The following is a 20,863-nucleotide window of genomic DNA, read 5'->3' as shown; positions in this document are numbered from 1 at the left end:
GTCATCCGCGCGCGTGGAAAAGGGGCTGCCGCCTCATGATATCCTCAGGCGAACCGTCATCGACGATGGTCCCGCGCTGGAGGACGACGATCCGGTCCGCCTTCGCCAGCGTCGAGGGACGGTGCGAGACCAGAATGCGCGTCAGGGGCAGGCGGGACAGCGTTGCGAGGATGCGCTGCTGCGAGGCGCCGTCCAGCGCGCTCATCGCCTCGTCCAGCACCAGCACCGCGGGCTTCTTGGCCAGCGCCCGCGCGATCAGGATGCGCTGCGCCTGTCCGGTGGCGAGGCCCGATCCGCCCTCGACGACGATGGTCTGCAACCCCATCGGAAACTGGCGCAGCTCCTCGGCGATGCCCGCCAGCTCGGCGAAATGCCAGGCCTCGTCGAGGTCGATGTCGCTGACGCCGCGGATGTTCTGGAAGATCGAGCCGGGGAAGAGCCGGCTGTTCTGCATCACCATGCCGATCTGCCCGGCGATCTGGCGCCGGTCGAGGGCGGCAAGCTCGTAGCCGCCGAGCAGAACCCGCCCCGATTGCGGCCGCTCGAGGCCGGAAAGCAGGGCGAGCAGGGTCGATTTTCCGCCGCCGGACGGCCCCGCCAGCCCGAGGAACTCGCCTTGTGCGACGGAAAGGTCGATATCGCTGAGAATGCGGCGCTCGCCATGGAAGAAGCTCACGCCGGTCATGTCGATGGAGCCGGACAGTGACGGCACCCTGACGCCCGAGACCAGCGGGTCGATCCGCTGTTCGATCAGAGACTGGGAGAGCTTGGCCATCGGCATCAGCTTCGAGGCGCCGAGCAGCGTATGGGCGAGCTCCCGGCCCGCCCGTATCAGCCGGCCGAGTGCCATCACGAAGACGATCGCCTCGCCGGCCCCGAGCTCGATCCGAGCGGCGAGACCGCGCCCCGGCCCTTCGATGCAGCGCAATGGCGCCTGCTGTCGGCCGATGCCTTCGCCTTCTACCGCACGCTGCCGGCGGGCAAGCTCGGCTGGCGCGACATCCTCGGCTTCGGCCTGCGCGACAGCGCCTGGGATTTCGCCTTCCTCGGCTTCTGCGGCGTCATCGGCGCGGGTCTGGCGCTGCTGCCGCCGATCGCCTCGGCGCAGATCGCCAACATCGCGGTCCATACCGCCGATACCGGCTTCCTGATCGACCTGCTCATGGTGCTGGTCGTGGCACTGGTGGCGGAAACCACCTTCCATGTCGTCGGCCACCTCGCCGAACTCAGGGCGCAGGGGCGCTCGGGCCTGGCGCTGCATGCCGCGATGGTCGACCGCCTGCTGCGGCTGACGCCCGCGGCGCTGCGCGGCTCCACCACGCTGATCCTCGCCACCCAGATGGAGACGGTCGAGAAGTTCCGCCGCGCGATGATCGGCTTCGCGGCAGCCGGCGCGCTGGCCCTGGTCAACGGGCTCGCCGCCGCGCTGCTGGTCGCCTTCATCTCGCCGATGGCGGGGCTCGCCGCGATCGGCCTCGTCGTGCTCCTGCTGGCGGTCGCCTGTCTCCTCGGCTGGGCCCAGTTCCGGGCGATCTACGAGGGCGAGCGCATGGACGTCGTCGTCCTGGCCTTCGTCTACGACCTGATCCGCCTGATCCCGGTGATCCGCGCCGGCCACCGCGAGAAGCGGGCCTTCACGCAATGGAGCGAGAACTTCCTCGCCTTCCAGAGCCGCATCATGCGCTCGACCCGGCTCTCGAACCGGCTGGCGGTGATCGAGCCCTTGTGGGAGGCGCTGACGCTCGCCCTGTGCTTTGCGGCGCTGGCCTATGCCGGCAGCCGGATCCTCCAGCCTGTAGCCGCCGCGGGCGCGCGGGATCAGCAGGAGCGGGCGGGCCGCCTCGTCGAAGACCAGGAAGGGGCCGTCGCCCTCGGGAGGCTCGCCGGCCTTCGTCCTGATCCGGCGCAGGCGCAGCCCATGGGCCGCGGCGAAGCGATCGAGAAACTCATCGCGTGTCTCGCCGGGCTGCTCTCGGATCGCAACGGGCTTGGCCTGCCGCAGGGCGGCGAGCTGCGCCGCCGCGCCGGCGAGGGGGCTCGGCGCGGCGGCGGGCCGGCGCCTGAAACGCTGCGCCAGCAGCAGGCGGAAGCCGTTGAGCGTGCTCGCATAGGCTTTGTCGTCGCGCTCGGCGGCAGCGCTCTCGGCTCCGGCGGGCCTTTCCTCGTCGGCGAAATGCCGGGCGATGGCTTCGAGCAGATACTCCGTCGCCTCCGCGAAGGCTTCCGGTCCTTCGGGTTCGGCCGTTTCGCCGGCGCGATCGGGCAGTGCGCGGGACAGGGCCTCCAGCCAGGGGCGTGCCCCCTCGGAAGTGCCGCCGGGCATCAGGGAGGCGGGCCGGCGCGCCCGGATGAACAGCGCCGCTGCCGCTGGCGCGCCGGGCAGCAGCGTCTCCGGCGGCAGCGTCGCGACGAAACGCCCGCCGGGGCTGCCGGGCGTGACCATGAAGAGATCGGCCGGCCCGCCGCTCAATGTCGCGGGGGCGGCATCGGACAGGGCATGGCTCTCGCCGGCTGCGAGCCGCACGCGTGCGATCGCCGGGGCGAAGGCGACGTTCATGCCACCTCCGGCGCGCCGATGGCGGCCAGCCCCTGCGTGGCCGCCTCATAGGCGCTTTCGACCGGCACGGCGACGAGCTCGCCCTGATGCAGGGCGAAGGCGTGGTCGAGATGCCGGATGGCGCTGGCGCGGTTGGTGAACAGCAGAATGGTGATGTTCCGGCGCCGCAGATTCTCCAGGAGCCGCTCCTCGGTGCCCTCGTCGAGCGCGCTGGTGGCATCGTCCAGCACGAGGATGCGGGGCCGGCCGATCAGGGCACGGGCCACGGCGAGGCGCTGGCGCTCGCCGCCGCTGAAGCCGCCGCCGCCTTCGCCGATCGGGCCGTCGATGCCGCCGGGTCTGCCGGCGATCACCTCCTCCATCTGCGCGTCGGCGAGAGCCTGCCGGATGTCGGCCGTGTCGACGGCCTCGCCCCACAGGGTCAGCGCCGCGCGCAGCGAGCCGTTCGGGAAGAATGGCGTCTGATCGACATAGCCGATCCCGGTGCTGCGCCCTGCCCAGGGCGGACCGTCGCGGCGGGCGGTTTCGAACAGGATCTCGCCCTGCGTCGGCGCGAGCACCCCCGCCAGCAGCCGGGCGAGCGTGCTCTTGCCGCAGCCCGAGCCGCCGATGATGCCGATGCAATCTCCCGCGGCGACGTCGAGTCGCAGCCCGGACAGGATCGGCGCGCTGTTAGGATAGCCGAAGCTTACGCCGTTCAGGGCGATCGCGCCGGTTGCGGCCGGTGCCGGCTCCTCCGGCCCGGATGCCGATGCGGTGCCGGCAGCCTCGCTGTGTTCCCGGTCGAGGCTGTCGCCGAGGCGTTCGATCGCGGCATGGGACTGGCCGAAGGCGGTACCGACGCGCGTCAGGGCGCCGAGCGCGGCCGAGAACAGCGAAGTCAGCATCAGGAAGCCCAAAAGGGTCCCCAGCGTCATCTCCGTCCAGATCACCAGGAGCGAGCCGCCGCCCAGCACGGCGAGCGTCGTCAGGCGGCTCATGGCGAAGGGCAAGGCCTCCAGCAGCCGGATCGCGCGGCCGTTGCGCTGCTCGGAATTGATCAGCCGGGCGGCGGCCTCGATCATGCGGTCGAAGAGCACGGCTTCGCTGCCGTTGAGCCGGGCCTGCTCGAGCAGGGCGACGCCCTGCACGGCGGCCGAATGAGCCTGGCCGGCGGCCATCTGGAGATGGACCGCCTTCTCGCGGATGGGGCGGGCGACGAGGCGCAGGACCAGCAGTTCCAGCCCCGCGAAGAGCAGCACCACCAGCGTCAGCGGCAGGCTGAAGCAGAGCATGACGACGACATAGCCGGTCATGGCGAGGCTGTTGACGCCAGCCTGGGCGAGGGGCCCCGAGATCGTGCCGGCCACCTGCGCGGCAAGCTGGGTGCGGCCCGAGATTTCGACCGGGCTGCGCCGCACGAAGAAGTCGTAGGGCAGGTGGAACAGCCGCCAGACGAAGCGCGCCGACACGACACCGGCGATCTTGGTCTGGAGCTTCTGCAGGCCGCGCAGATGCAGGGCCGTGAAGACGGCATTGAGGCTGCCTGCGGCGAGGATCGCGCCGAGCAGCGGAATCAGCCAGTCCTTGTGGCCCTGGACCAGGAAATCATCGACGAAGATCCGGGTGAAGCCCGGCAGCAGCACGCCGATCAGCACCGCTGCGAAGCTGGCGAGGCTGATCGCGACGAACATGTCGAACGATCCCGCCAGCATGCGCAGGAGCCGCCGCGCGATCGCTGGGGGCCGTTGCGTCGGGCGGAAATGCGGCCCGGGCGTGAAAGTGAGCGTGATGCCGGTGAAACGGCGCCCGAATTCGGCCGTGTCGACCTGCCGCCGGCCATGGGCCGGATCGTTGATCCGGAAGCCGTCGCGCGTGATCGCCTCCAGCACCACGAAATGATCGAAATCCCAGAACAGGATCTGCGGCAGCGGCAATTGCGCGAGCTCACCGACCTCGCGGCTATAGGCGGCCGCGTCGAAGCCGCGCGCGCGTGCGGCCGTGACGATATCGGCCGCGGAGGTTCCGTCGCGCGAGACGCCGCAGCTGTCTCTGATCCGGTCGAGCGGCTCCCAGCGTCCGAACGCGGCGAAGACCATGGCGAGGCAGGCGGCGCCGCATTCGGCCGCCTCCATCTGCAGGATTGTCGGAACGGTGCCGGGTCGCCGCCGGCCGGCGGCGTATGCAAGGCTCGTCCCGCCCTTCACGCCGTCATGCCCCGCGCTGTGCCGCCCGCCGGCCGGGGATGGCCCGGGCTGGGGCCTGTTCGGGAACGTCATCGTCAAGGGATATGCCGATCGTCGGGAGCGCTGGCCGTTAAAACCCGCGCCATTCTAGGATCGTAAAGGTTTCGATTTCTTTGCCGGGCAAAAGGCGCTGCCGGATGTGCGCGACCACCCGGTTTGCGCCCTTACGGGCAGGCAGGACCGGGCCGCGGGCGACCGCGCGCCGCACATGTCGATGGTCGAACCGCTGCGGGCTGGAGACGGCCATGGGGAGCGCAGTCGGCTGGCGTTGCCGATCTGGTCGATGAAGCGCCCGGAGCGGGCCGCTTCGATGCCAGGTAGGAGCTCCAGAGCCGCGATCCGCCCGGGGCGGCTTCTCGCATGACGGCCATGGCGGAGGCCACGGCGCCATCATGATTTTCCGGTGGTTCCCAGCCGTTGCACGATCCATAACAACAGGAGGTTGAACGCGAGGACCGGGCACAGGTCTCTTAAATCTACTTAAAGTACATCATCGCCATCTCGTTTCAACTTGCGAATGTCGCGACAACGCCGAGATGGTCGCCGACCTGGACCAGGCCTGGGAAGTGCCGGCTGGCGAGGATGCCGTCATGTGGTGCGCGATAGATCACCGGCGGCTGTCCGCAGCGCTCGATCGAGTGGATGCTGACGATCGGCTCGCTCTTCGCGACCTTGGCGCCGAGGTCGCAATGAGGCTCGACCAGCCCGGCATGCTCGCTGAACAGAAAGCAGCCATCCGCCTCCATCGACAGCCAAGTGGTCTCAGCGACCTCAACCGGGCCGTCGAGAATGCCGGCATGCCGAAGCAGGTTGAGCGTGCCGCGCCGGGCGATGGCGATCGTTTCCGCCGTGGCGGTTCCGCCGCCGCGCAGTTCCGTCGTGACGAAGATCTTACCCATCTCCTCGGCCATCGTGTCGTACATTCCGACGGCGTCGATCTCGCGCATCCGCATCGAGTAGGGTGCGCCGAACGCCTTGACGGCATCGAAGCATCGCTGCTGCTGCGCTTTGTCGTCGAGAATATGCGCCGCCGCAAAGGGAAGCAGATCGAGCGTACGGCCCCCGGAATGAAAATCGAGTACCAAATCCGCGAGCGGCAGCAGTTCCCGCGTGAAGAAATCGGCGATCTTCGCGGTGACGGCGCCTTCCGGGCTTCCCGGGAAGGCGCGATTGAGATTGCCTTTGTCGATGGGCGAGGTGCGGGTTCCCGCCGCGAAGGCGGGATAATTCATCGCGGGCACGATAACGACCCTCCCTTGGACGCGTGCCGGATCGAGTGTTCGGGCCAGATCGAAGAGCGCCACCGGCCCCTCATATTCGTCGCCGTGATTGCCGCCGGTGAACAGGGCCGTCGGCCCCACGCCGTTCTTGACGACGGTGATCGGGATCATGACGGAGCCCCAGGCGGAATCGTCGCGGCTGTAGGGAAGCCGCATATGGCCGTGCTGAACACCGTTGCGGTCCGGGTCGATGGTCAGCGTGACGGGAGAAGGACGCATCGCATCAATCCTTTACGAAGAGACGGCGCGGAACGTCGGCGAGAAGTTCGTAGCCGGTCTGGGTGATGGCGATGCTCTCGGTCATCTCGAAGCCCATCGTCTCAAGCCAGACTCCGGTCATGAAGTGGAAGGTCATGCCAGGCTCGAGCACGGTCCGGTCTCCGGGTCTGATGCTCATCGTGCGCTCGCCCCAATCGGGTGGATAACTGACCCCGATGGCGTAACCGGCACGGCTGTCCTTCTCGATTCCGTGGCGCTTCAGCACGGCGAAATAGGCATTGGCCATGTCTTCGCATGTGTTGCCCGCCTTTGCGAAGGCGAGCCCGGCCTCCATGCCCTCCAGCGTCGCCTTCTCAGCATCGAGGAAGGCGTCGGAGGGCTTGCCGAGATAAAGGGTGCGGCAGAGCGGGCAGTGATAGCGCCTGTAGCAACCGCCGAGCTCGAAAAAGATGCCCTCGTCGCGCTGCAGCGGGTTCTCGTCCCAAGTCAGGTGCGGGGCGGAGGCGTCAGCGCCGGCGGCGATGATCGGCATGAAGGCCGAGTAGTCGCCGCCCTTGCCATCGACGCCCATGATGCCGGAGTGAAAAATCTCCCCGGCGATGACATTTTTCCGGACGCCGGGCTCGGCGATCTCGAGGATGCGCTTGTGAACTGCCCCGGCGATCTGGCCGGCCGTGCGCATATAGTCGAGTTCCTGCACGCTCTTGCGCGCCCGCTGCCAGTTCACCAGGCCGGTCGCGTCCTTGAAGCGGGCGTTCGGCAGGCCCTGTCGCAGCGTCGCATCAGCGGCGGCGGTGAAATAGTAGTTGTCCATCTCAAGGCCGATCGTGCCGCCTCCCAACCCACGCTCGCAGAGCCGTGCGGCGAGGACCTGCATCGGGTGGCGTTCGGGGGTCTGCACGTAGGCCTCGGGATATGCGACGACGTCTTCGTCGGGCAGCCAGACCGTCAGCAGGGCTCCCGCCGCATCCATCTTACGTCCGAACCAGAACGGCGCCCGGTCCAGCGGAACGACGACGCATTGATGCACGTAGAAGGACCAGCCATCGTAACCGCTGAGCCAGTTCATGTTGGAGGGATCGGTGACAATCAGTGTGTCGATGCCGGACTTCTGCATCGCGCGCTGCGTCTTGGCGAGGCGTTCGGCATATTCTTGCGGAGAGAAGTTCGGCGTGCGATTGACCATGTCTTCGTCCGTCGGCTGGCGTTCTAGTACGTTTGGTGAAGGGCGCATTCCCACCCCTGCGTGGATGCGACATCCGAGACCGGCCATGGGGCGCTCGATGCACGGCGGAGCGGGCGGTCGCGGATATCTGCCTGCTTGGACCAGCGCGACATGCCGCCCTACGCCTTGACGAACAGCTGGCGCGGGACGTTCGCCAGAAGCTCGTAGCCAGTCTCGGTGATGGCGATGGTCTCGGTGATCTCGAAGCCCATCGCCTCGCGCCACAGTCCGGTCATAAAATGGAAGGTCATGCCCGGCTTCAGCTCGGTGCGGTCGCCGGGGCGCAGGCTCATCGTGCGTTCGCCCCAGTCGGGCGGGTAGCTCAGCCCGACGCCGTAGCCGGCGCGGCTGTCCTTGTGGATGCCATGGCGCCTGAGCACCGCAAAATAGGCGTTGGCGATATCTTCGCAGGTGTTGCCGGGCCTTGCCGCGCCAAGGCCGGCTTCCATGCCTTCCAGCGTCGCCTTCTCGGTATCGAGGAAAGCTTCGGTCGGCTTGCCGAGGAAAACGGTGCGCGAGAGCGGGCAATGGTAGCGCTTGTAGCAGCCACCGATCTCGAAGAAGGTCCCCTCGCCGGATTTCATCGGCACATCGTCCCAGGTGAGATGCGGCGCGGCCGCGGCCGCGCCCGACGGCAGCAGCGGGACCACCGCCGCGTAATCGCCGCCGGCGCCTTCGACGCCGGTCAGCGCGGTCCTGTAGATTTCGGCGGCGACCTCGTTCTTCCGGACGCCGGGCGCGACGACCTCGAGGATGCGCGCATGCATGGCCGTGACGATCCGGCCAGCCTCGCGCATATAACCCAGCTCGGCCGGGCTTTTCACCGCGCGCTGCCAGTTAACCAGATTGGTCGCGTCGCAGATGATCGCGTTCGGCATTCCCGCCTTCAATGCGGCGACGCAGGCGGCCGTGACATAATAATTGTCCATTTCGATGCCGATGCGGCCACCGGCCAGCCCGCGCGAAGCGAGGATGGTCGCGAGCAGGTCCATCGGGTGCCGGTCCGGCGTCTGGACATAGATGTCGGGATAGGACAGCACTTGCGCGTCGTCGAGATAGACGGTGCGGAGCGCGCCGGCCGCGTCCATCTTGCGGCCGTACCAGAAGATGTCGCCGTCGCCCGGCACGACCACGCATTGATGCGTGTAGAAGGACCAGCCGTCATAGCCCGTCAGCCAGTTCATGTTGGACGGGTCGATCACGACCAGCGTGTCTATGCCCTGCGCAGCCATGGCGCGGCGGGTCTTGGCGAGGCGCTCCCGGTATTCGGCCAGCGAGAAATTGAGGGTGGCGGCGGGCATCGGTCGTCCTGAATCGTCCTCGTTCGTCAGGGAGCGTCGTTCGGCGCTCCCGGCATTGCAACCTTGGCCTTCAGGCCGGCATCGTGTCGAACACCTCGCGGACGGCCTCGTAGGCGATGTCCAGAATCTCGTCGATCTCCGCCCTGGTCGTGACGAGCGGCGGCGAAAAGCCGAGGATGTCGCCATGCGGCATGGCGCGGGCGATCAGGCCGCGCCGGCGGGCGGCGGCCGAAACCTTCCCTCCGATAGAGGCGGCGCTGTCGAAGCGCTTCTTCGTCGCGCGATCGGCAACGAATTCGAGCGCGCCCATCATGCCCACACCGCGGACCTGGCCGACGAACTCCATCTGCGCGAAGCGCTGCTGCAGCCCCTGCTGGAAATAGGCGCCGACGGCGCGGGCATTGCCGGCGAGATCCTCCCGCTCGACGATGTCGAGCACGGCGTTGGCGGCGGCGACGGAGATCGGATGGCCGGAATAGGTGTAGCCATGCGAAAAGGCGCCGACTCGGTCCGCCGCTTCCTCGATCACCTGATAAACCTTCTCGCCGACGATGACGGCGGAGAGCGGCGCATAGCCCGAGGTCAGCCCCTTGGCCACCGTGACGAGGTCGGGCTCGATTCCGTAGAGATCGCAACCGAAGGCGGCCCCGGTGCGGCCGAAGCCGCAGATCACCTCGTCGGCGATGAGCAGGATGTCGTAGCGCTTGAGCACGGGCTGGATCTTGTCCCAGTAGCCGGCCGGCGGCGGCACGATGCCGCCCGTGCCGAGCACCGGCTCGGCGATGAAGCCGCCGATCGTGTCCGGATCTTCCCGCAGGATCATCTCCTCGAGCTCGCGGGCCAGGCGGCTGGAGAAATCCTCCTCGCTCTCGCCGGGAGCGGCTCCCCAGTAGTAATGCGGCATACCGGCGTGCAGGATGCCGGGGAACGGCAGGTCCATGTAGTCGTGGTAGAAGCTCATGCCGGTCATCGATCCGGAGATGACGCTGCAGCCGTGATAGCCGCGCTCGCGGGAGATGATCTTCTTCTTCCGCGGGCGGCCGAGCAGGTTGTTGTAATACCAGACCAGCTTTGCCTGGGTCTCGTTCCCGTCGGAGCCCGACAACCCGTAGAACACCTTGCTGGCCCGGCCCGGCGCCATGTCGACCAGCCGCTTCGACAGCACCGCGAGCGCCTCGGTCGAGTGGGCGGCGTAGCTGTGGTAGTAGGCGAGTTGCCGGGCCTGCTCGGCGATCGCCTCGGCGACCTCGCTGCGCCCGTAGCCGATATTGACGCAATAGAGCCCGGCGAAGGCGTCGATATAGCTGTTGCCCTGTGCGTCTTTGATCCTGATGCCCTGGCCGCCCGTCACGAAGGTCGGCGCCGGTCCGCTGCCGCTGCGGTGGTCCTTCAGGTTCGTGAAGGGGTGGAGGACCGTCGCGCGATCCATTGCAGCAAGGTCGTCATAGGCGTGCATCGGTACTCTCCTCAAGCCGCCAGGTCGCCCAGGCAGACATATTTCAGCTCCGTGAAGGCGTTCAGGCCGTGCCGCGAGCCTTCGCGGCCGAGGCCGGACTGCTTCCAGCCGCCGAAGGGAATCGGCGCCCCCGTGAAGGAGGGCGTGTTGACACCGACCATTCCGTACTCAAGCCGGTCAGACACCCGCATGCCGCGCCGCAGGTCGTCGGTGTAGACATAGGCCGCGAGCCCCATCTCGCTGGCGTTCGCGCGCCCGATGACCTCGTCCTCGTCGTCGAAGGGCAGGATCGCCGCCACGGGACCGAAGGTCTCCTCGCGGCTGATCAGCATGCCGTCGGCCACATCGGCCAGCAGCGTCGGCGACACAAAGTTGCCACCGTCGCTCATGACGTCCCGCTCGCCTACGACAACCCTGGCGCCGCCCGCGACGGCGTCCGCGATCTGCCGGCGGCAGTTCTGCGCGATGCCGGCATGCGTCATCGGCCCGATCTGTGTTGCCGGGTCGAGCCCATGCCCGACCTTGAGCCGCGAGACTTCGGCTGCGAAGGCGGCGACGAAGTCCCGGTAGAGGCGCCGCTGCACATAGATGCGGTTGGCGGCGAGGCAGTCCTGCCCGCTGGTCGCGAACTTCGCGGCGAGCGCGCCCTGAACGACGCTGTCGAGCCTTGCATCGTCGAAGACGATGAAAGGAGCATGTCCCCCGAGCTCCATCGAGACGAGCTTGATCGAGCTCGCCGCTTGACCGGACAAGAGGCGCCCGACCCTCGTCGACCCTGTGAAGGACAAGGCCCTTACCGGGGGCGCCGCGAGCAGCGCACCGGTCAGTGGACCGGGCTCGCCGGTCAGCACTTGAAAGACTCCTCCGGGAAGGCCTGCCTGCTCGGCCAGCTGCGCGAGCGCCAAGGCCGAAAGCGGCGTCTCGTCGGCCGGCTTCACGATGACGGGGCATCCCGCCGCCAGCGCCGCCGCGGCCTTGCGCGTGATCATCGCGCAGGGGAAATTCCATGGTGTAACGGCCGCGACGATGCCGACAGGCTGCACCTTTACGAAAATCTGGCTGTCGCGCTTATGCGGGGGCAGCGTCTCGCCATATGCCCGCTCTCCCTCGGCCGCGAACCAGTCGACGAACTCAGCCGCATAGGCGATCTCTGCGCGCGCCTCGACGAGTGGCTTGCCTTGTTCACAGGTGAGGATCGTCGCCAGATCCTCGACATTCTGGCGGATGAGCGTTCCCCACCGGGACAGCAACGCACCACGCTCACGCGGCAGAAGCGCGCGCCAATCGACGAACGCCGCCTGCGCTGCGGCGACCGCGATATCTACGACCTCGACCGGGCATTGCGCAACGGCGGCGATCGGTTCGCCGGACGCCGGATCCTGCACGGAGGCGGTCTCCCCGCTGCGCAACCAATCCCCGCCGACATAGGCGGCGTCCCGCAACAGCGCGCTGTTACTCAAGCTCAAAATCCGCGCTTTTGCGGTCATCTGCACCGAAGTTGGCCTCCCTCTCGCCGGCTTCTTGCAAGTTATCGATTTCACAGGCAGATATCCTAGATAGCTTGCTCAATATGGGCATTTTAACTGCGTTTTTCTGAGTATTGCGCTGAATAACTGCACAAACGTAGGATCTCATGGAACTCGACCGCATCGACAGGCGGCTTCTCGCCCTTCTTCAGGAAAACAACCGGCTGACCTCGGACACGCTGGGGGAAATGGTCGGCCTGTCGTCGACGGCCTGCCAGCGCCGCCTGAAGCGCCTGCGCGCCGAAAAGGTGATCGAGGCGGACGTCTCGATCATCTCGCCGAAGGCCGTGAACCGGCCGATCCAGATGCTCGTGCTGGTGACGCTGGAACGCGAGAGGACCGACATCATCGACCGCTTCAAGAAGTCGATCAGGAACACGCCGGAGGTGATCAACGGCTTCTATGTGACCGGGGCATCGGACTTCGTCCTCTACGTCTCGGCCCGGGACATGGAGGATTACGAGCGTTTCACACGCGCCTTCTTCTACGAGAACCCCGACATCAAGGGTTTCACGACGATGGTCGTGATGGACCGGGTCAAGGTCGGTTTCGCCTTGCCGGTAAACGAGGAATAGCCGCAGCGCCCGTTCAGTAGCCCGCAGCCGGGTCGACCCTGTTCGTCAGTGGCAGGCCGGCGCGGAACGCCCGCAGATTCTCGGCGAAAATCGCGAAGACGAGTTCCTCGTAGTCGGGCAGGAAGCCCGAGACATGGGGCGTGACGATAAAATTGGGCGCCGTCCAGAGAGGATTGTCCGCTGGCAGGGGTTCCGTCCGGAAGACATCGCTCACGCCCCCGGCGATGACGCCGGCTTCCAGCGCTTCCAGCAAGGCCTCTTCGTCGACGACGTCGCCGCGCGCCATGTTGATCAGGAAGGCGGAAGGCTTCATGCGGTCCAGCCGCGCGCGATCGAACAGCCCCCGCGTCCGGTATGTCGACGGCACGACCAGCACCACGAAATCGGCCTCAGGCAGGAAGCTGTCCAGGTCTTCGAGGCGGCCGGTTCGATCCGCGACACCGGCACGGTCGATGCCGCTGTTGCTGACGGCGAGGACGCGCATCCCGGCGGCCTTCGCCCGCCTCGCAATCGCGCCGCCGATGGCTCCGAGCCCGACAAGGAAGAGCGTACTGCGGCTGAGCGGAGCGACCGGCACCTGTTCCCAGCGCCGCGCGCGCTGCTGGTCCAGCAGCCTCGCCAGCCGCCAGCGCAGCATGCCGATCACGGTCATCGCGTAATCGGCCATCAGCTGTGCGTGCACGCCGCGCGCATTGGTGACGAGGAGAGCCGGATCGAGCGCGGCGCCGCTGAGAAAGTCGACGCCCGCATTGGTGACCTGAAGCCAGCGCAGCCGCCTGGCCTCCTTCAGCAATTCGGCGGGGAAGCGCCCGGCGAGCAGGATATCGGCGGTCTCCAGCCCCCGGCGCAGCGCGTCGTGCGTGTCCGCGATCCGCGGGGCGACATCGGGAAACGCCTGCGCGATGCGCTCGCCGTAGCTGTCTGGCTTCGGCGAATAGACGAGGAGATCGAGCCGCTCCCCGCGCGGGCCGGGGCGATCAGCCGAGGTTCGCATGCGCCCGCTCCGCAACAGCCCGGAGCTCGGACCCGAGACGTTGGCCGAGCCGCTCAAGCTCCTCCCGCGAAGACGAACCCTCGACCGACCAGGCCGATGCCCCGGCCGGATCGAACAGCGTTGCGCGCAGACGCGGAAGTCCGTCCTCGCCGATATCGGCATAGGCGGCCAGCGGGGTATGGCAGTTCCCGCTCACGGCAGCGAGCACGGCCCGCTCCGCACGCACCATCAGCGTCGTCCGCGCGCAGGCGAGCCGGGCCACGAGCGCAGTGACCGCCGCGTCGGATGTCCTGCACTCGACCGCGAGCGCACCTTGCCCGGCTGCGGGCAACATGCGTTCGACCTCGAGGATCTCGGTGACCCGCTGCTCGAAGCCCAGCCTCGTCAAGCCGCTGAGCGCGAGCACCAGCCCGTCGCAAACACCCGCATCGAGCTTCGCCAGCCGCGAATTGACGTTGCCGCGCATCGGGACCAGCTCGAGATCGGGCCGCAGTCGGCGCAGGAACGCCAGCCTGCGCGGCGAGGATGTGCCCACGCGAGCGCCGGCCGGCAGATCCATCAGCCGCCGGCCGTCGCGGGACAGGAACGCGTCGCGGGGATCGTCCCGCGGCAGGATCGCGGCGAGGCCCAGCCCCTCTACGGTATTGCTCTCGACATCCTTGAGCGAATGGACGGCGAGGTCGATCGAGCCGTCGAGCAGCGCGCGTTGCAGTTCCTTGACGAAAAGCCCCTTGCCGCCGACATCCGCGAGCGGCCGATCGAGGATGCGATCCCCGGTCGTCATCAGCGGCACGAGTTCCAGAACCGTCCCGGGGGCCGGCCCGTCGAGCGCCGACAGCCTCGCCATGACGAAGCGCGCCTGCGCCAGCGCCATGGGGCTCGCCCGCGTGCCGATCCTGATCGTCGTTCCCGTCATGATCCGTCCCGTCTGCGTCTTGCGCAATCCCGCTCAGCAGCGATAGTTGGCGCCCTGGCGATCGATCACGCGCACGAGCGCGTCGAACTCCGCCCGGCCGTAGTCGGGATCGTCGCGGAACTTGCGCATGTACACCGCCGCCTTCTTGACCACCGCGTCATCGACGAAGACCGGCGGCTCGCCCATCATGCGGGACACCATCTCCATATCGCAGGCACGCTCGAGCCGGTAATGCAGATAAACGCCGTTGTGGATCGACGGCGTCACGGTCAGCAAGCCGTGGTTCTCCAGGATGATGCAGTTGTGGTGCGCCACGGAATGGCCGAGCTCCTCGCCTTCCTCCTTCGAAGCCGGAACGCCGTAGGGATGGTAGGCTATGTCGTCGAGGACGTGCAGGGCGTCCTGGCTGATCGGCCGGATGGCGTCCTTGATCATCGAGATGCCGGCGCCGGCGCGCGTGTGGGTATGGAGCACGCACATCGCATCCGGCCGGGCCTTGTAGCAGCCGGAATGGATGGTGAATCCAGCGTCGTTATAGCGCCCGGCCGGACCGATGACGTTGCCCTCCATGTCCATCTTGACCAGGCTGGAGGCCGTGATCTCGTCGAAGGTTTGGCCATGGTAGTTGATCAGGAACGTGTCCGGTTCGTCGGGAAGCCGCGCCGACATATGCGTGTTGATGAGATCGGTCCAGCCCAGATAATGGGCGATGCGATAGACGGCGGCGAGGTCGCAGCGCGTCTGCCACTCGACGTCGGACATCGTCGGTTCTGGTTTGCAGCTCGCGAGCGTCATGTCCTTACTCCTTTGCGAGGGACGATCGAAAGGCGTCGTTGCGGTTCAGGCGAGAATGACCACGTCGTCCGGCTTGAAGCGGGCGGTGACGGGCCGGCCGGGGTCGAGAGAGCTCGCCTTGCGCGAGGTCAGCTCGCGTAGCGCGATGCGGCTGCCGTCGGGCAGCGCGAGCCTGAGTTCGGTGACCCCGCCGATCATGGTGACGGTGTCCACGGTGCCGCTGATCTCGCCATGCGCGACGCCGTCGAGCGCGGACAGCGTGAGCGATTCCGGGCGGATCATGATCTTCCCGCTCGTGCCGGGCGCCAGCCGGCAGGGGCCGACATCGACGCTCGTTCCGGCGCAGCGGATGTGCAGGCGCGCCCCGCCGGCCGCTCCCTGTCCGACGGTGACGTCGAGGATGTTCGATTCGCCGAGGAAATCCGCCGCGAACACGCTCTTGGGATTGAAATAGAGCTCGTGCGGCGTGCCGAGCTGCTCGATCCGACCGCCATTCATCAGGCAGATCCGGTTCGACATGGCCAGCGCCTCACCCTGATCATGCGTGACGTAGACGACGGTGACGCCAAGGCTGGCGTGGATCTGCCGGATCTCGAACTGCATGCTGTCGCGCAGCTTCTTGTCCAGCGCGCTGAGAGGCTCGTCCATCAGGATGATGCTTGGCCGGTAGACGAGGCTGCGGGCGAGAGCCACGCGCTGCTGCTGCCCGCCGGAGAGCTGCTTCGGCTTGCGTTCGCTCATGTTCGGAAGCCGGACGATCTCGAGGGCCTCGCCGACCTGCCGCTGGATCTCGTCCTCCTTCAGGCGCCGGACGCGCAGCGGGAACGCGACGTTCTCGAACACCGACATATGCGGCATCAGGGCATAGTTCTGGAATACCATGCCGAGGCCGCGCTCGCCGGCGGGCACGCGGGTGACGTCGCGCTCCCCGATCAGGATGCGGCCGCCGGATGCCGCCGTCATGCCGGCGATCACGTTGAGAATCGTCGTCTTGCCCGATCCGCTTGGTCCGAGCAGCGTGAAGAACTCGCCCGAACGGATGGTCAGGTCGGTCGGGAAGAGCGCGGTGACGGAGCCGTAGCTCTTCGACACTCCTTCGAGCCTGATCGCGCTTTCGGACATCAATTCTTCCTTTGCAGCAGAGCCGTCACCACACAGATCATCAGCGCGAAGACCGTCAGCATGCTCGAGATCGCGGCGATCACGGGCGTGATCTCCCACTTGATCGAGCTGTACATCTTAACCGGCAGCGTCGTCTGCCTGACGCTCGCGATGAAATAGGAGATCACGACCTCGTCGAACGACATCAGGAAGGCGAACAGCCCCGCGGCGAGCACCGACGGCAGCAGGAGCGGCAGCGTCACCCGCCGAAGCACGTAGAGCTTTCCCGCGCCCATCAGGCTCGCCGCCGTCTCGAGCCCGCTGTCGATCTGGCGCAGGCCGGCATTCGCGGTGACGATGACGAAAGGCACGACCACGATGGTATGGCCGATCATCAGGCCGAAGGTCGTCCCCGCGATGCCCAGGCGCGACAGATAGATGTAGAGTGCCAGTCCGACGACGACGCCCGGCACGAAGATCGGGCTGAGCAGGATCAGCGTCACCAGCTTCTTGCCGCGGAATTCCGAGCGCTGCAGCCCATAGGCGGCGCCGACGCCGATGACCAGCGAGAAGAATGTCACCCCCAGCGCGACGCGCAGGCTCTGCCAGGTCGCATCGAGCCAGTTTCCTTCGACGAAATACTCCCGGTAATGCGCCATCGACAGGTTCGGCGGCGGAAACACCAGGATCTGCGAGTCACCGAAGGAGAGCGGGATCACGATCAGGCTGGGGATCACCAGGAAAGCGTAGCCCAGCCAGGCGAGCAGCTTGGCGCCGAGCGAGAGCCAGGAGAAGGTGCGGATCTCCGAAGCGTCGCTCATCGCAAGAGGCCTCCGGTCGGGCGATCCGCGCCGGCGCGGGCCATGGGGGCGGGGCGCTCAATCAAACAGCTCTCCCTTGCGGACGCGGGCCAGGCCGACGACGAAGAGCGCCGTGATCACCATCAAGGCGACGGAGAGCGCCGAAGCCAGCGGCCAGTCGAGCGTCTCGCGGACATTGAGGTCGATCAGATTCGAGATCATGTAGTCCTGCCGGCCGCCCAGCAGCGCCGGCGTGATGAACATGCCGAAAGACAGGATCGCGCAGATCAGCGTCCCGGCCATCACGCCGGGCAGGCTGAGCGGCAGCGTGATCGACCAGAAGATCCGCAGCCGCCCGGCGCCCATCATCATCGCCGCGCGGCGCAGGCTGCCGTCCTGGGCGAGCAGGCTGCCGAGCACGATCAGCACCATGAAGGGCAGCAGGTAATGCGTCATGCCGACCATGACCCCGACCCGGTTGTACAGCAGCTCCAGCCTGGCGCCTTCTCCGAAAAGCGCGGCGAGCGCATTGTTGATCAGGCCGCCTCGACCGAGCAGAACGGCGAAGGCGAAGCTCTTGACCAGGATGCTGGTCCAGAACGGCAGCAGCACCAGCACGAGCAGGAGCGTCCGGCGGCGCGGCGGCTGGCCCGCGAGATGATAGGCGACTGGATAGCCGATCAGCAGGGTCAGCGCCGTCGCCGTGGCCGTGATTTCCAGCGTGGTGAGGAGAACGCGGCCATAGAGCGGCTCGTCGAGGAGCTGGGCGTATTTGACGAAGGTGAAGCCGGGATCGAACAGGCTCGTATAGAACACGAGCCCGAGCGGTATCATGAAGATCACCGCGAAGACGATCAGGGCCGGCAGGAAGAACAGATACATCGCATCAGCCCGGAAGGCGCCGGCAGCGGACGCCCCCACCCATGCGTCGGGTTGCTGCCGCCTCATTCATAGGGCTTAAATTGCCCGTCGCGCCAGGCCAGCGCCGCTCCGAGCCCCTGTTCGGCCCGGATCCGTGCGAATTCGATGTACTCGGGCGTATGGATCACGTCCATCAGCGTGCAGGCTTCGAGGCCGTAGAGCAACGCCGGCTCGAAGCCCATCGCGGAATAGGTGTTGGTGATGGCCCGTTTGTTCCAGACCAGGCAGTCGAGTGCGACCTGGCCCATGCGCTTGGCGTTCTTGATCACCTCCTCGCGCAGCCTGTCCTTCGGATAAACCCGGTTGACGAGGCCGAGCCGCTCCGCCTCGGCGGCATCGAAGGTGTCGCCCGTATAGATCAGCTCGCGGCAGCGGTTGCCGATGATCCACGGCATGCCGAGCGCCACGACGCCGGCGGAGAACCGCGTCTCGACGACGCCGAAGGACGAGGTGTCGGAGCAATAGCGAATGTCGCACATCTGCGCGAATTCGAGCCCCCCGGCGAGGCAGTGGCCGTCGATCATCGCGATGATCGGCTTGGGACAGTCCCAGGGCGAACGGCAGAACAGGTAGTCGTCGCGCGTCCGTTCGCGCCATTTCTTGACGTCGGTACGCGGCGTTCCGGTCGACTCGACAAGATCGAACCCGACCGAGAACGCCTTTCCGCCCTTGCCGGCTATGACCATGACGCGCAGATCGTCGTCTTCGGAAAAGCGCTTCAGCGCATCCGCCATCTCCTCCTTCACCGCCTTGTTGATGGCGTTGAGCTTATCGGGGCGGTTCAGCTCCACTATGGCGACGCGCCCGTCGACTTCGAAGGTAATTGCTTCGTAGTTCATTTCATCCGCTTCCCGATCTCAATGCCCGGCTGAGTGGGCGCTCCGTTCGACTGCGACATCCACGCCCGTGGCGCCGTCACCGCGGCGGTGGACGATCAGCGGGTTGATCTCGACCGCGCTCACCTGCGGACCGAGCCCCTCGGCGAAGTCCGACAGCGCGGCGATCGCCCCCGCGGCCGCATCGATGTCGTAGGGCCCTTCGCCGCGGAAGCCGTCCATGAGCTGGCCGGCCCGGGAGGAGGCCAGCATCGCCTTCGCCTGTGCGGTGGTCACGGGGCCGATCCGGATCGCCGATTCGCGAAGGAGCTCGACGAACACACCGCCGAGACCGACGACAACGATATTGCCGAAGCCGGGCTCCTTGCGCACCGCGATGATGAGCTCGAGCCCGGCGGGTGCCATCGGCTGCATGATCACCGCGGCTCCCGGCCCCGCCGAATGGCGGGCAAGCCCGGCGGACAAGTCCTCGAATGCCCCGGCCACGGCGGCCGGTGTCGAGAGATTGAGCCGCAGCAGGCCGAGTTCGCTCTTGTGCAGGAGATCGGGTGCCGTCGCCTTCAGGGCCACCGGCCGCCCGATCCTGGCCGCTGCCGCCACCGCCGCCCCGGCATCGGTGACCTTGAGGCTCATGGCCATCGGCACGCCGGCCGCGCTCAGGGCGGCGAAGCGCTCCGCCTCGTCGGCATCCAGGAACCGCGCTGCATCCGCACGCGCCGGCGCCGGCGCGGAATCTTCGAAGGCGACGCAGGCCTTGCTCCAGCCTCCCATGGCGGCAAGCGACGCGCGCATGCCGCACAGGAACGGAATCCCGGCCCGGCCGAGAACCGCGTCGATGTCGCGATTGGGCCCGCCGCCGGCGGTGTTGGTGAAGAAGACCACGCGCGTGTCGCCCATGTTTTCCGCGGCGCAGACATGGGCCATGTCGTTGACCATGAGCTGGTCGCCGACGCCGGCGCCGGAGGCGTCGGAGGCGATGGCGATCGCGCCGATTTCGGGGTCGGCTCGCAGCGTGCGGATGATGCGCGCGAAACGTTCCTTGTCCCAGCTCAGCCCCATCGAATCCAGCGGGTTGCGCGGGACGAGATAGGGCGAGACATCCGGCTTGAGCGCCGTGATCCTCTCCGCGCTCAGCGACATCAGAGGCAGCGAAACCTCCGCCGCGACGTCGGCGATGAGGCCCGCCTCGCCGCCCGACATGGTGACGACCACCGTGCCCGGCCGCAACGGCGGCGCATGGTGTGAGAAGAGCTTGGCCGCCTCGATCATCGCGTCGAGATCGGGCGCGCGAACGATGCCGTTGCGCTCGAAGAAGGCGTCGTAGACGGCGTCGTCGCCGACCAGCGCGCCGCTGTGGGCGGCCGCGGCCGAACGGCCCCCCTCCGAGCGTCCGACCTTCGTGACGATGATGCGCTTGCCGCGGCAGGCCGCGTTCCGCGCGATCGCGGCGAAACGCTGCGGATTCCGCAGGGTCTCGATGAAGCACATCACGACCCGGACACGCTCTTCGGCCAGTACGAATTCGGCGTAGTCGCAGACGTCGAGCGCCGCCTCGGTGCCGACCGTGATGTTGTAGCCGATGCCGAGGCCGCGATCGTCCTGCGAGAGAGCCGCGGAGACCGAGCCGCTCTGCGAGACGACGCAGACCGGGCCGGGGCCGGTGACGGGCAGATCGTAGAAGGTGCTGGGACAGAAGCGGTCCCAGAGATTGATGAAGCCGGAATTGTTGGGTCCGCACAGCACCATCCCATGCCGTCTGATCCGTCCAACCAACTCCTCCTGCCGCTTCTCGCCTTCAGGGCCCGCATCCGAGAAGCCGGATGCGTTCGTCATGATGGCGCCGACGCCGAGCCGGCCCGCCTCGTCGACGATCCCTGAAATCTGTTCGCCCGGGATCGCGACGAAGACGGTGTCCGGTACCTCGGGCAGACTGCTCAGCGAAGGATGGCAGGGTAGCCCGAGAATGGTCTCGTAGCGCGGATTGACCGGATAGATTGCGCCTCCGAAGCGGCCGGCGATGATGTTGCCGAGAACGCGCAACCCCGCGGAATGGGGACGCTCCGAGGCGCCGACGAGCGCCACCGAGCGGGGCGCGAGCAATCGTGAAAGCGGTGATCTATGCATGGCCGATACTGC

17 protein-coding genes are annotated in these 20,863 nt (G+C 67.2%); 2 read left to right on the top strand and 15 right to left on the bottom strand.

The genetic code is table 11. The features are described 5' to 3' along the window. Window position 1: 1 nt before the first annotated feature. Window positions 2-850, bottom strand: coding sequence for an ATP-binding cassette domain-containing protein (locus M9917_RS00595; protein ID WP_297250307.1), 849 nt, complete (start codon window positions 848-850; stop codon window positions 2-4). On the opposite strand from M9917_RS00595, the gene M9917_RS00590 reads away from it, so the two are divergent. Beyond that, on the top strand, window positions 806-2,608 hold the full coding sequence (locus tag M9917_RS00590; RefSeq protein WP_297250305.1) for an ABC transporter ATP-binding protein: 1,803 nt from the start codon (window positions 806-808) through the stop codon (window positions 2,606-2,608). The genes M9917_RS00595 and M9917_RS00590 overlap by 45 nt on opposite strands. On the opposite strand, the gene M9917_RS00585 is transcribed toward M9917_RS00590, so the two are convergent. The 6 genes from M9917_RS00585 to M9917_RS00560 form a co-directional block, all read right to left on the bottom strand. Continuing rightward, entirely contained in the window at window positions 2,554-4,815 is a 2,262-nt protein-coding gene (locus tag M9917_RS00585; protein ID WP_297254656.1) for a cysteine peptidase family C39 domain-containing protein, read from the bottom strand. The genes M9917_RS00590 and M9917_RS00585 overlap by 55 nt on opposite strands. Window positions 4,816-5,288: 473 nt before the next feature. After that, the gene (gene doeB, locus M9917_RS00580; protein WP_297250303.1) at window positions 5,289-6,281 is read right to left on the bottom strand and encodes a N(2)-acetyl-L-2,4-diaminobutanoate deacetylase DoeB; all 993 of its coding nucleotides are present in this window, start codon (window positions 6,279-6,281) and stop codon (window positions 5,289-5,291) included. Between the two features lie 4 nt (window positions 6,282-6,285). Then, window positions 6,286-7,467, bottom strand: a complete 1,182-nt coding sequence (doeA, locus tag M9917_RS00575) for an ectoine hydrolase DoeA (RefSeq protein ID WP_297254655.1) — start codon at window positions 7,465-7,467, stop codon at window positions 6,286-6,288. 158 nt (window positions 7,468-7,625) lie between these two features. Beyond that, complete coding sequence (doeA, locus tag M9917_RS00570; RefSeq protein ID WP_297250301.1) at window positions 7,626-8,807, bottom strand: ectoine hydrolase DoeA; 1,182 nt, start codon at window positions 8,805-8,807, stop codon at window positions 7,626-7,628. A 70-nt stretch (window positions 8,808-8,877) separates the two neighbouring features. Beyond that, the gene (locus tag M9917_RS00565) at window positions 8,878-10,263 is read right to left on the bottom strand and encodes an aminotransferase (RefSeq protein WP_297250299.1); all 1,386 of its coding nucleotides are present in this window, start codon (window positions 10,261-10,263) and stop codon (window positions 8,878-8,880) included. Window positions 10,264-10,274: 11 nt separating this feature from the next. Continuing rightward, window positions 10,275-11,756: an NAD-dependent succinate-semialdehyde dehydrogenase gene (locus M9917_RS00560; RefSeq protein WP_465246307.1), complete on the bottom strand. Its 1,482-nt coding sequence runs from the start codon at window positions 11,754-11,756 to the stop codon at window positions 10,275-10,277. A gap of 140 nt (window positions 11,757-11,896) precedes the next feature. Between M9917_RS00560 and M9917_RS00555 the strand changes: the two genes are divergently transcribed. Next, window positions 11,897-12,364: an Lrp/AsnC family transcriptional regulator gene (locus M9917_RS00555; protein WP_297250297.1), complete on the top strand. Its 468-nt coding sequence runs from the start codon at window positions 11,897-11,899 to the stop codon at window positions 12,362-12,364. A gap of 13 nt (window positions 12,365-12,377) precedes the next feature. Here the strand turns inward: M9917_RS00555 and M9917_RS00550 are convergent, their stop codons facing one another. From M9917_RS00550 to M9917_RS00515, 8 genes are all read right to left on the bottom strand, one after another. Continuing rightward, window positions 12,378-13,358 (bottom strand): D-2-hydroxyacid dehydrogenase, encoded by a 981-nt coding sequence (locus tag M9917_RS00550; RefSeq protein ID WP_297250295.1) that lies wholly within the window; start codon window positions 13,356-13,358, stop codon window positions 12,378-12,380. Next, window positions 13,342-14,274: a hydroxymethylbilane synthase gene (hemC, locus tag M9917_RS00545; RefSeq protein ID WP_297250292.1), complete on the bottom strand. Its 933-nt coding sequence runs from the start codon at window positions 14,272-14,274 to the stop codon at window positions 13,342-13,344. Before hemC ends, M9917_RS00550 begins: the two co-directional genes overlap by 17 nt. Before the next feature lie 33 nt (window positions 14,275-14,307). Continuing rightward, window positions 14,308-15,069 carry a class II aldolase/adducin family protein gene (locus tag M9917_RS00540; protein WP_297250290.1) on the bottom strand — a complete coding sequence of 254 codons (762 nt, stop codon included), beginning with the start codon at window positions 15,067-15,069 and terminating at the stop codon, window positions 14,308-14,310. Window positions 15,070-15,114: 45 nt separating this feature from the next. Further along, entirely contained in the window at window positions 15,115-16,191 is a 1,077-nt protein-coding gene (locus M9917_RS00535; RefSeq protein WP_297250288.1) for an ABC transporter ATP-binding protein, read from the bottom strand. Further along, window positions 16,191-16,991 carry an ABC transporter permease gene (locus M9917_RS00530; RefSeq protein ID WP_297250286.1) on the bottom strand — a complete coding sequence of 267 codons (801 nt, stop codon included), beginning with the start codon at window positions 16,989-16,991 and terminating at the stop codon, window positions 16,191-16,193. The genes M9917_RS00535 and M9917_RS00530 overlap by 1 nt, the downstream gene beginning before the upstream one ends. A gap of 57 nt (window positions 16,992-17,048) precedes the next feature. Next, the gene (locus M9917_RS00525) at window positions 17,049-17,852 is read right to left on the bottom strand and encodes an ABC transporter permease (RefSeq protein WP_297250284.1); all 804 of its coding nucleotides are present in this window, start codon (window positions 17,850-17,852) and stop codon (window positions 17,049-17,051) included. Window positions 17,853-17,914: 62 nt separating this feature from the next. Next, on the bottom strand, window positions 17,915-18,730 hold the full coding sequence (locus M9917_RS00520; protein ID WP_297250282.1) for an enoyl-CoA hydratase/isomerase family protein: 816 nt from the start codon (window positions 18,728-18,730) through the stop codon (window positions 17,915-17,917). A gap of 18 nt (window positions 18,731-18,748) precedes the next feature. Continuing rightward, window positions 18,749-20,851, bottom strand: coding sequence for an acetate--CoA ligase family protein (locus tag M9917_RS00515; RefSeq protein WP_297250280.1), 2,103 nt, complete (start codon window positions 20,849-20,851; stop codon window positions 18,749-18,751). Between the last annotated feature and the right edge of the window lie 12 nt (window positions 20,852-20,863).

It is taken from the genome of Bosea sp. (in: a-proteobacteria) (assembly GCF_023953965.1).
GTDB lineage: Bacteria > Pseudomonadota > Alphaproteobacteria > Rhizobiales > Beijerinckiaceae > Allobosea.
Note: the sequence above shows the minus strand (reverse complement) of the source record. Positions and strands in the feature narration are given on the sequence as shown.

Excerpts from the sequence above, each read along its gene's own strand:
- doeA (WP_297254655.1), bottom strand. The coding sequence starts at position 7,467 with ATGGTCAATCGCACGCCGAACTTCTCTCCGCAAGAATATGCCGAACGC.
- M9917_RS00555 (WP_297250297.1), top strand. The coding sequence starts at position 11,897 with ATGGAACTCGACCGCATCGACAGGCGGCTTCTCGCCCTTCTTCAGGAA.
- M9917_RS00525 (WP_297250284.1), bottom strand. The coding sequence starts at position 17,852 with ATGTATCTGTTCTTCCTGCCGGCCCTGATCGTCTTCGCGGTGATCTTC.
- M9917_RS00540 (WP_297250290.1), bottom strand. The coding sequence starts at position 15,069 with ATGACGCTCGCGAGCTGCAAACCAGAACCGACGATGTCCGACGTCGAG.
- M9917_RS00595 (WP_297250307.1), bottom strand. The coding sequence starts at position 850 with ATGGCACTCGGCCGGCTGATACGGGCGGGCCGGGAGCTCGCCCATACG.
- hemC (WP_297250292.1), bottom strand. The coding sequence starts at position 14,274 with ATGACGGGAACGACGATCAGGATCGGCACGCGGGCGAGCCCCATGGCG.
- M9917_RS00520 (WP_297250282.1), bottom strand. The coding sequence starts at position 18,730 with ATGAACTACGAAGCAATTACCTTCGAAGTCGACGGGCGCGTCGCCATA.
- doeB (WP_297250303.1), bottom strand. The coding sequence starts at position 6,281 with ATGCGTCCTTCTCCCGTCACGCTGACCATCGACCCGGACCGCAACGGT.
- doeA (WP_297250301.1), bottom strand. The coding sequence starts at position 8,807 with ATGCCCGCCGCCACCCTCAATTTCTCGCTGGCCGAATACCGGGAGCGC.
- M9917_RS00590 (WP_297250305.1), top strand. The coding sequence starts at position 806 with ATGGGCGAGCTCCCGGCCCGCCCGTATCAGCCGGCCGAGTGCCATCAC.
- M9917_RS00585 (WP_297254656.1), bottom strand. The coding sequence starts at position 4,815 with ATGACGTTCCCGAACAGGCCCCAGCCCGGGCCATCCCCGGCCGGCGGG.
- M9917_RS00515 (WP_297250280.1), bottom strand. The coding sequence starts at position 20,851 with ATGCATAGATCACCGCTTTCACGATTGCTCGCGCCCCGCTCGGTGGCG.
- M9917_RS00535 (WP_297250288.1), bottom strand. The coding sequence starts at position 16,191 with ATGTCCGAAAGCGCGATCAGGCTCGAAGGAGTGTCGAAGAGCTACGGC.
- M9917_RS00530 (WP_297250286.1), bottom strand. The coding sequence starts at position 16,991 with ATGAGCGACGCTTCGGAGATCCGCACCTTCTCCTGGCTCTCGCTCGGC.
- M9917_RS00550 (WP_297250295.1), bottom strand. The coding sequence starts at position 13,358 with ATGCGAACCTCGGCTGATCGCCCCGGCCCGCGCGGGGAGCGGCTCGAT.
- M9917_RS00565 (WP_297250299.1), bottom strand. The coding sequence starts at position 10,263 with ATGCACGCCTATGACGACCTTGCTGCAATGGATCGCGCGACGGTCCTC.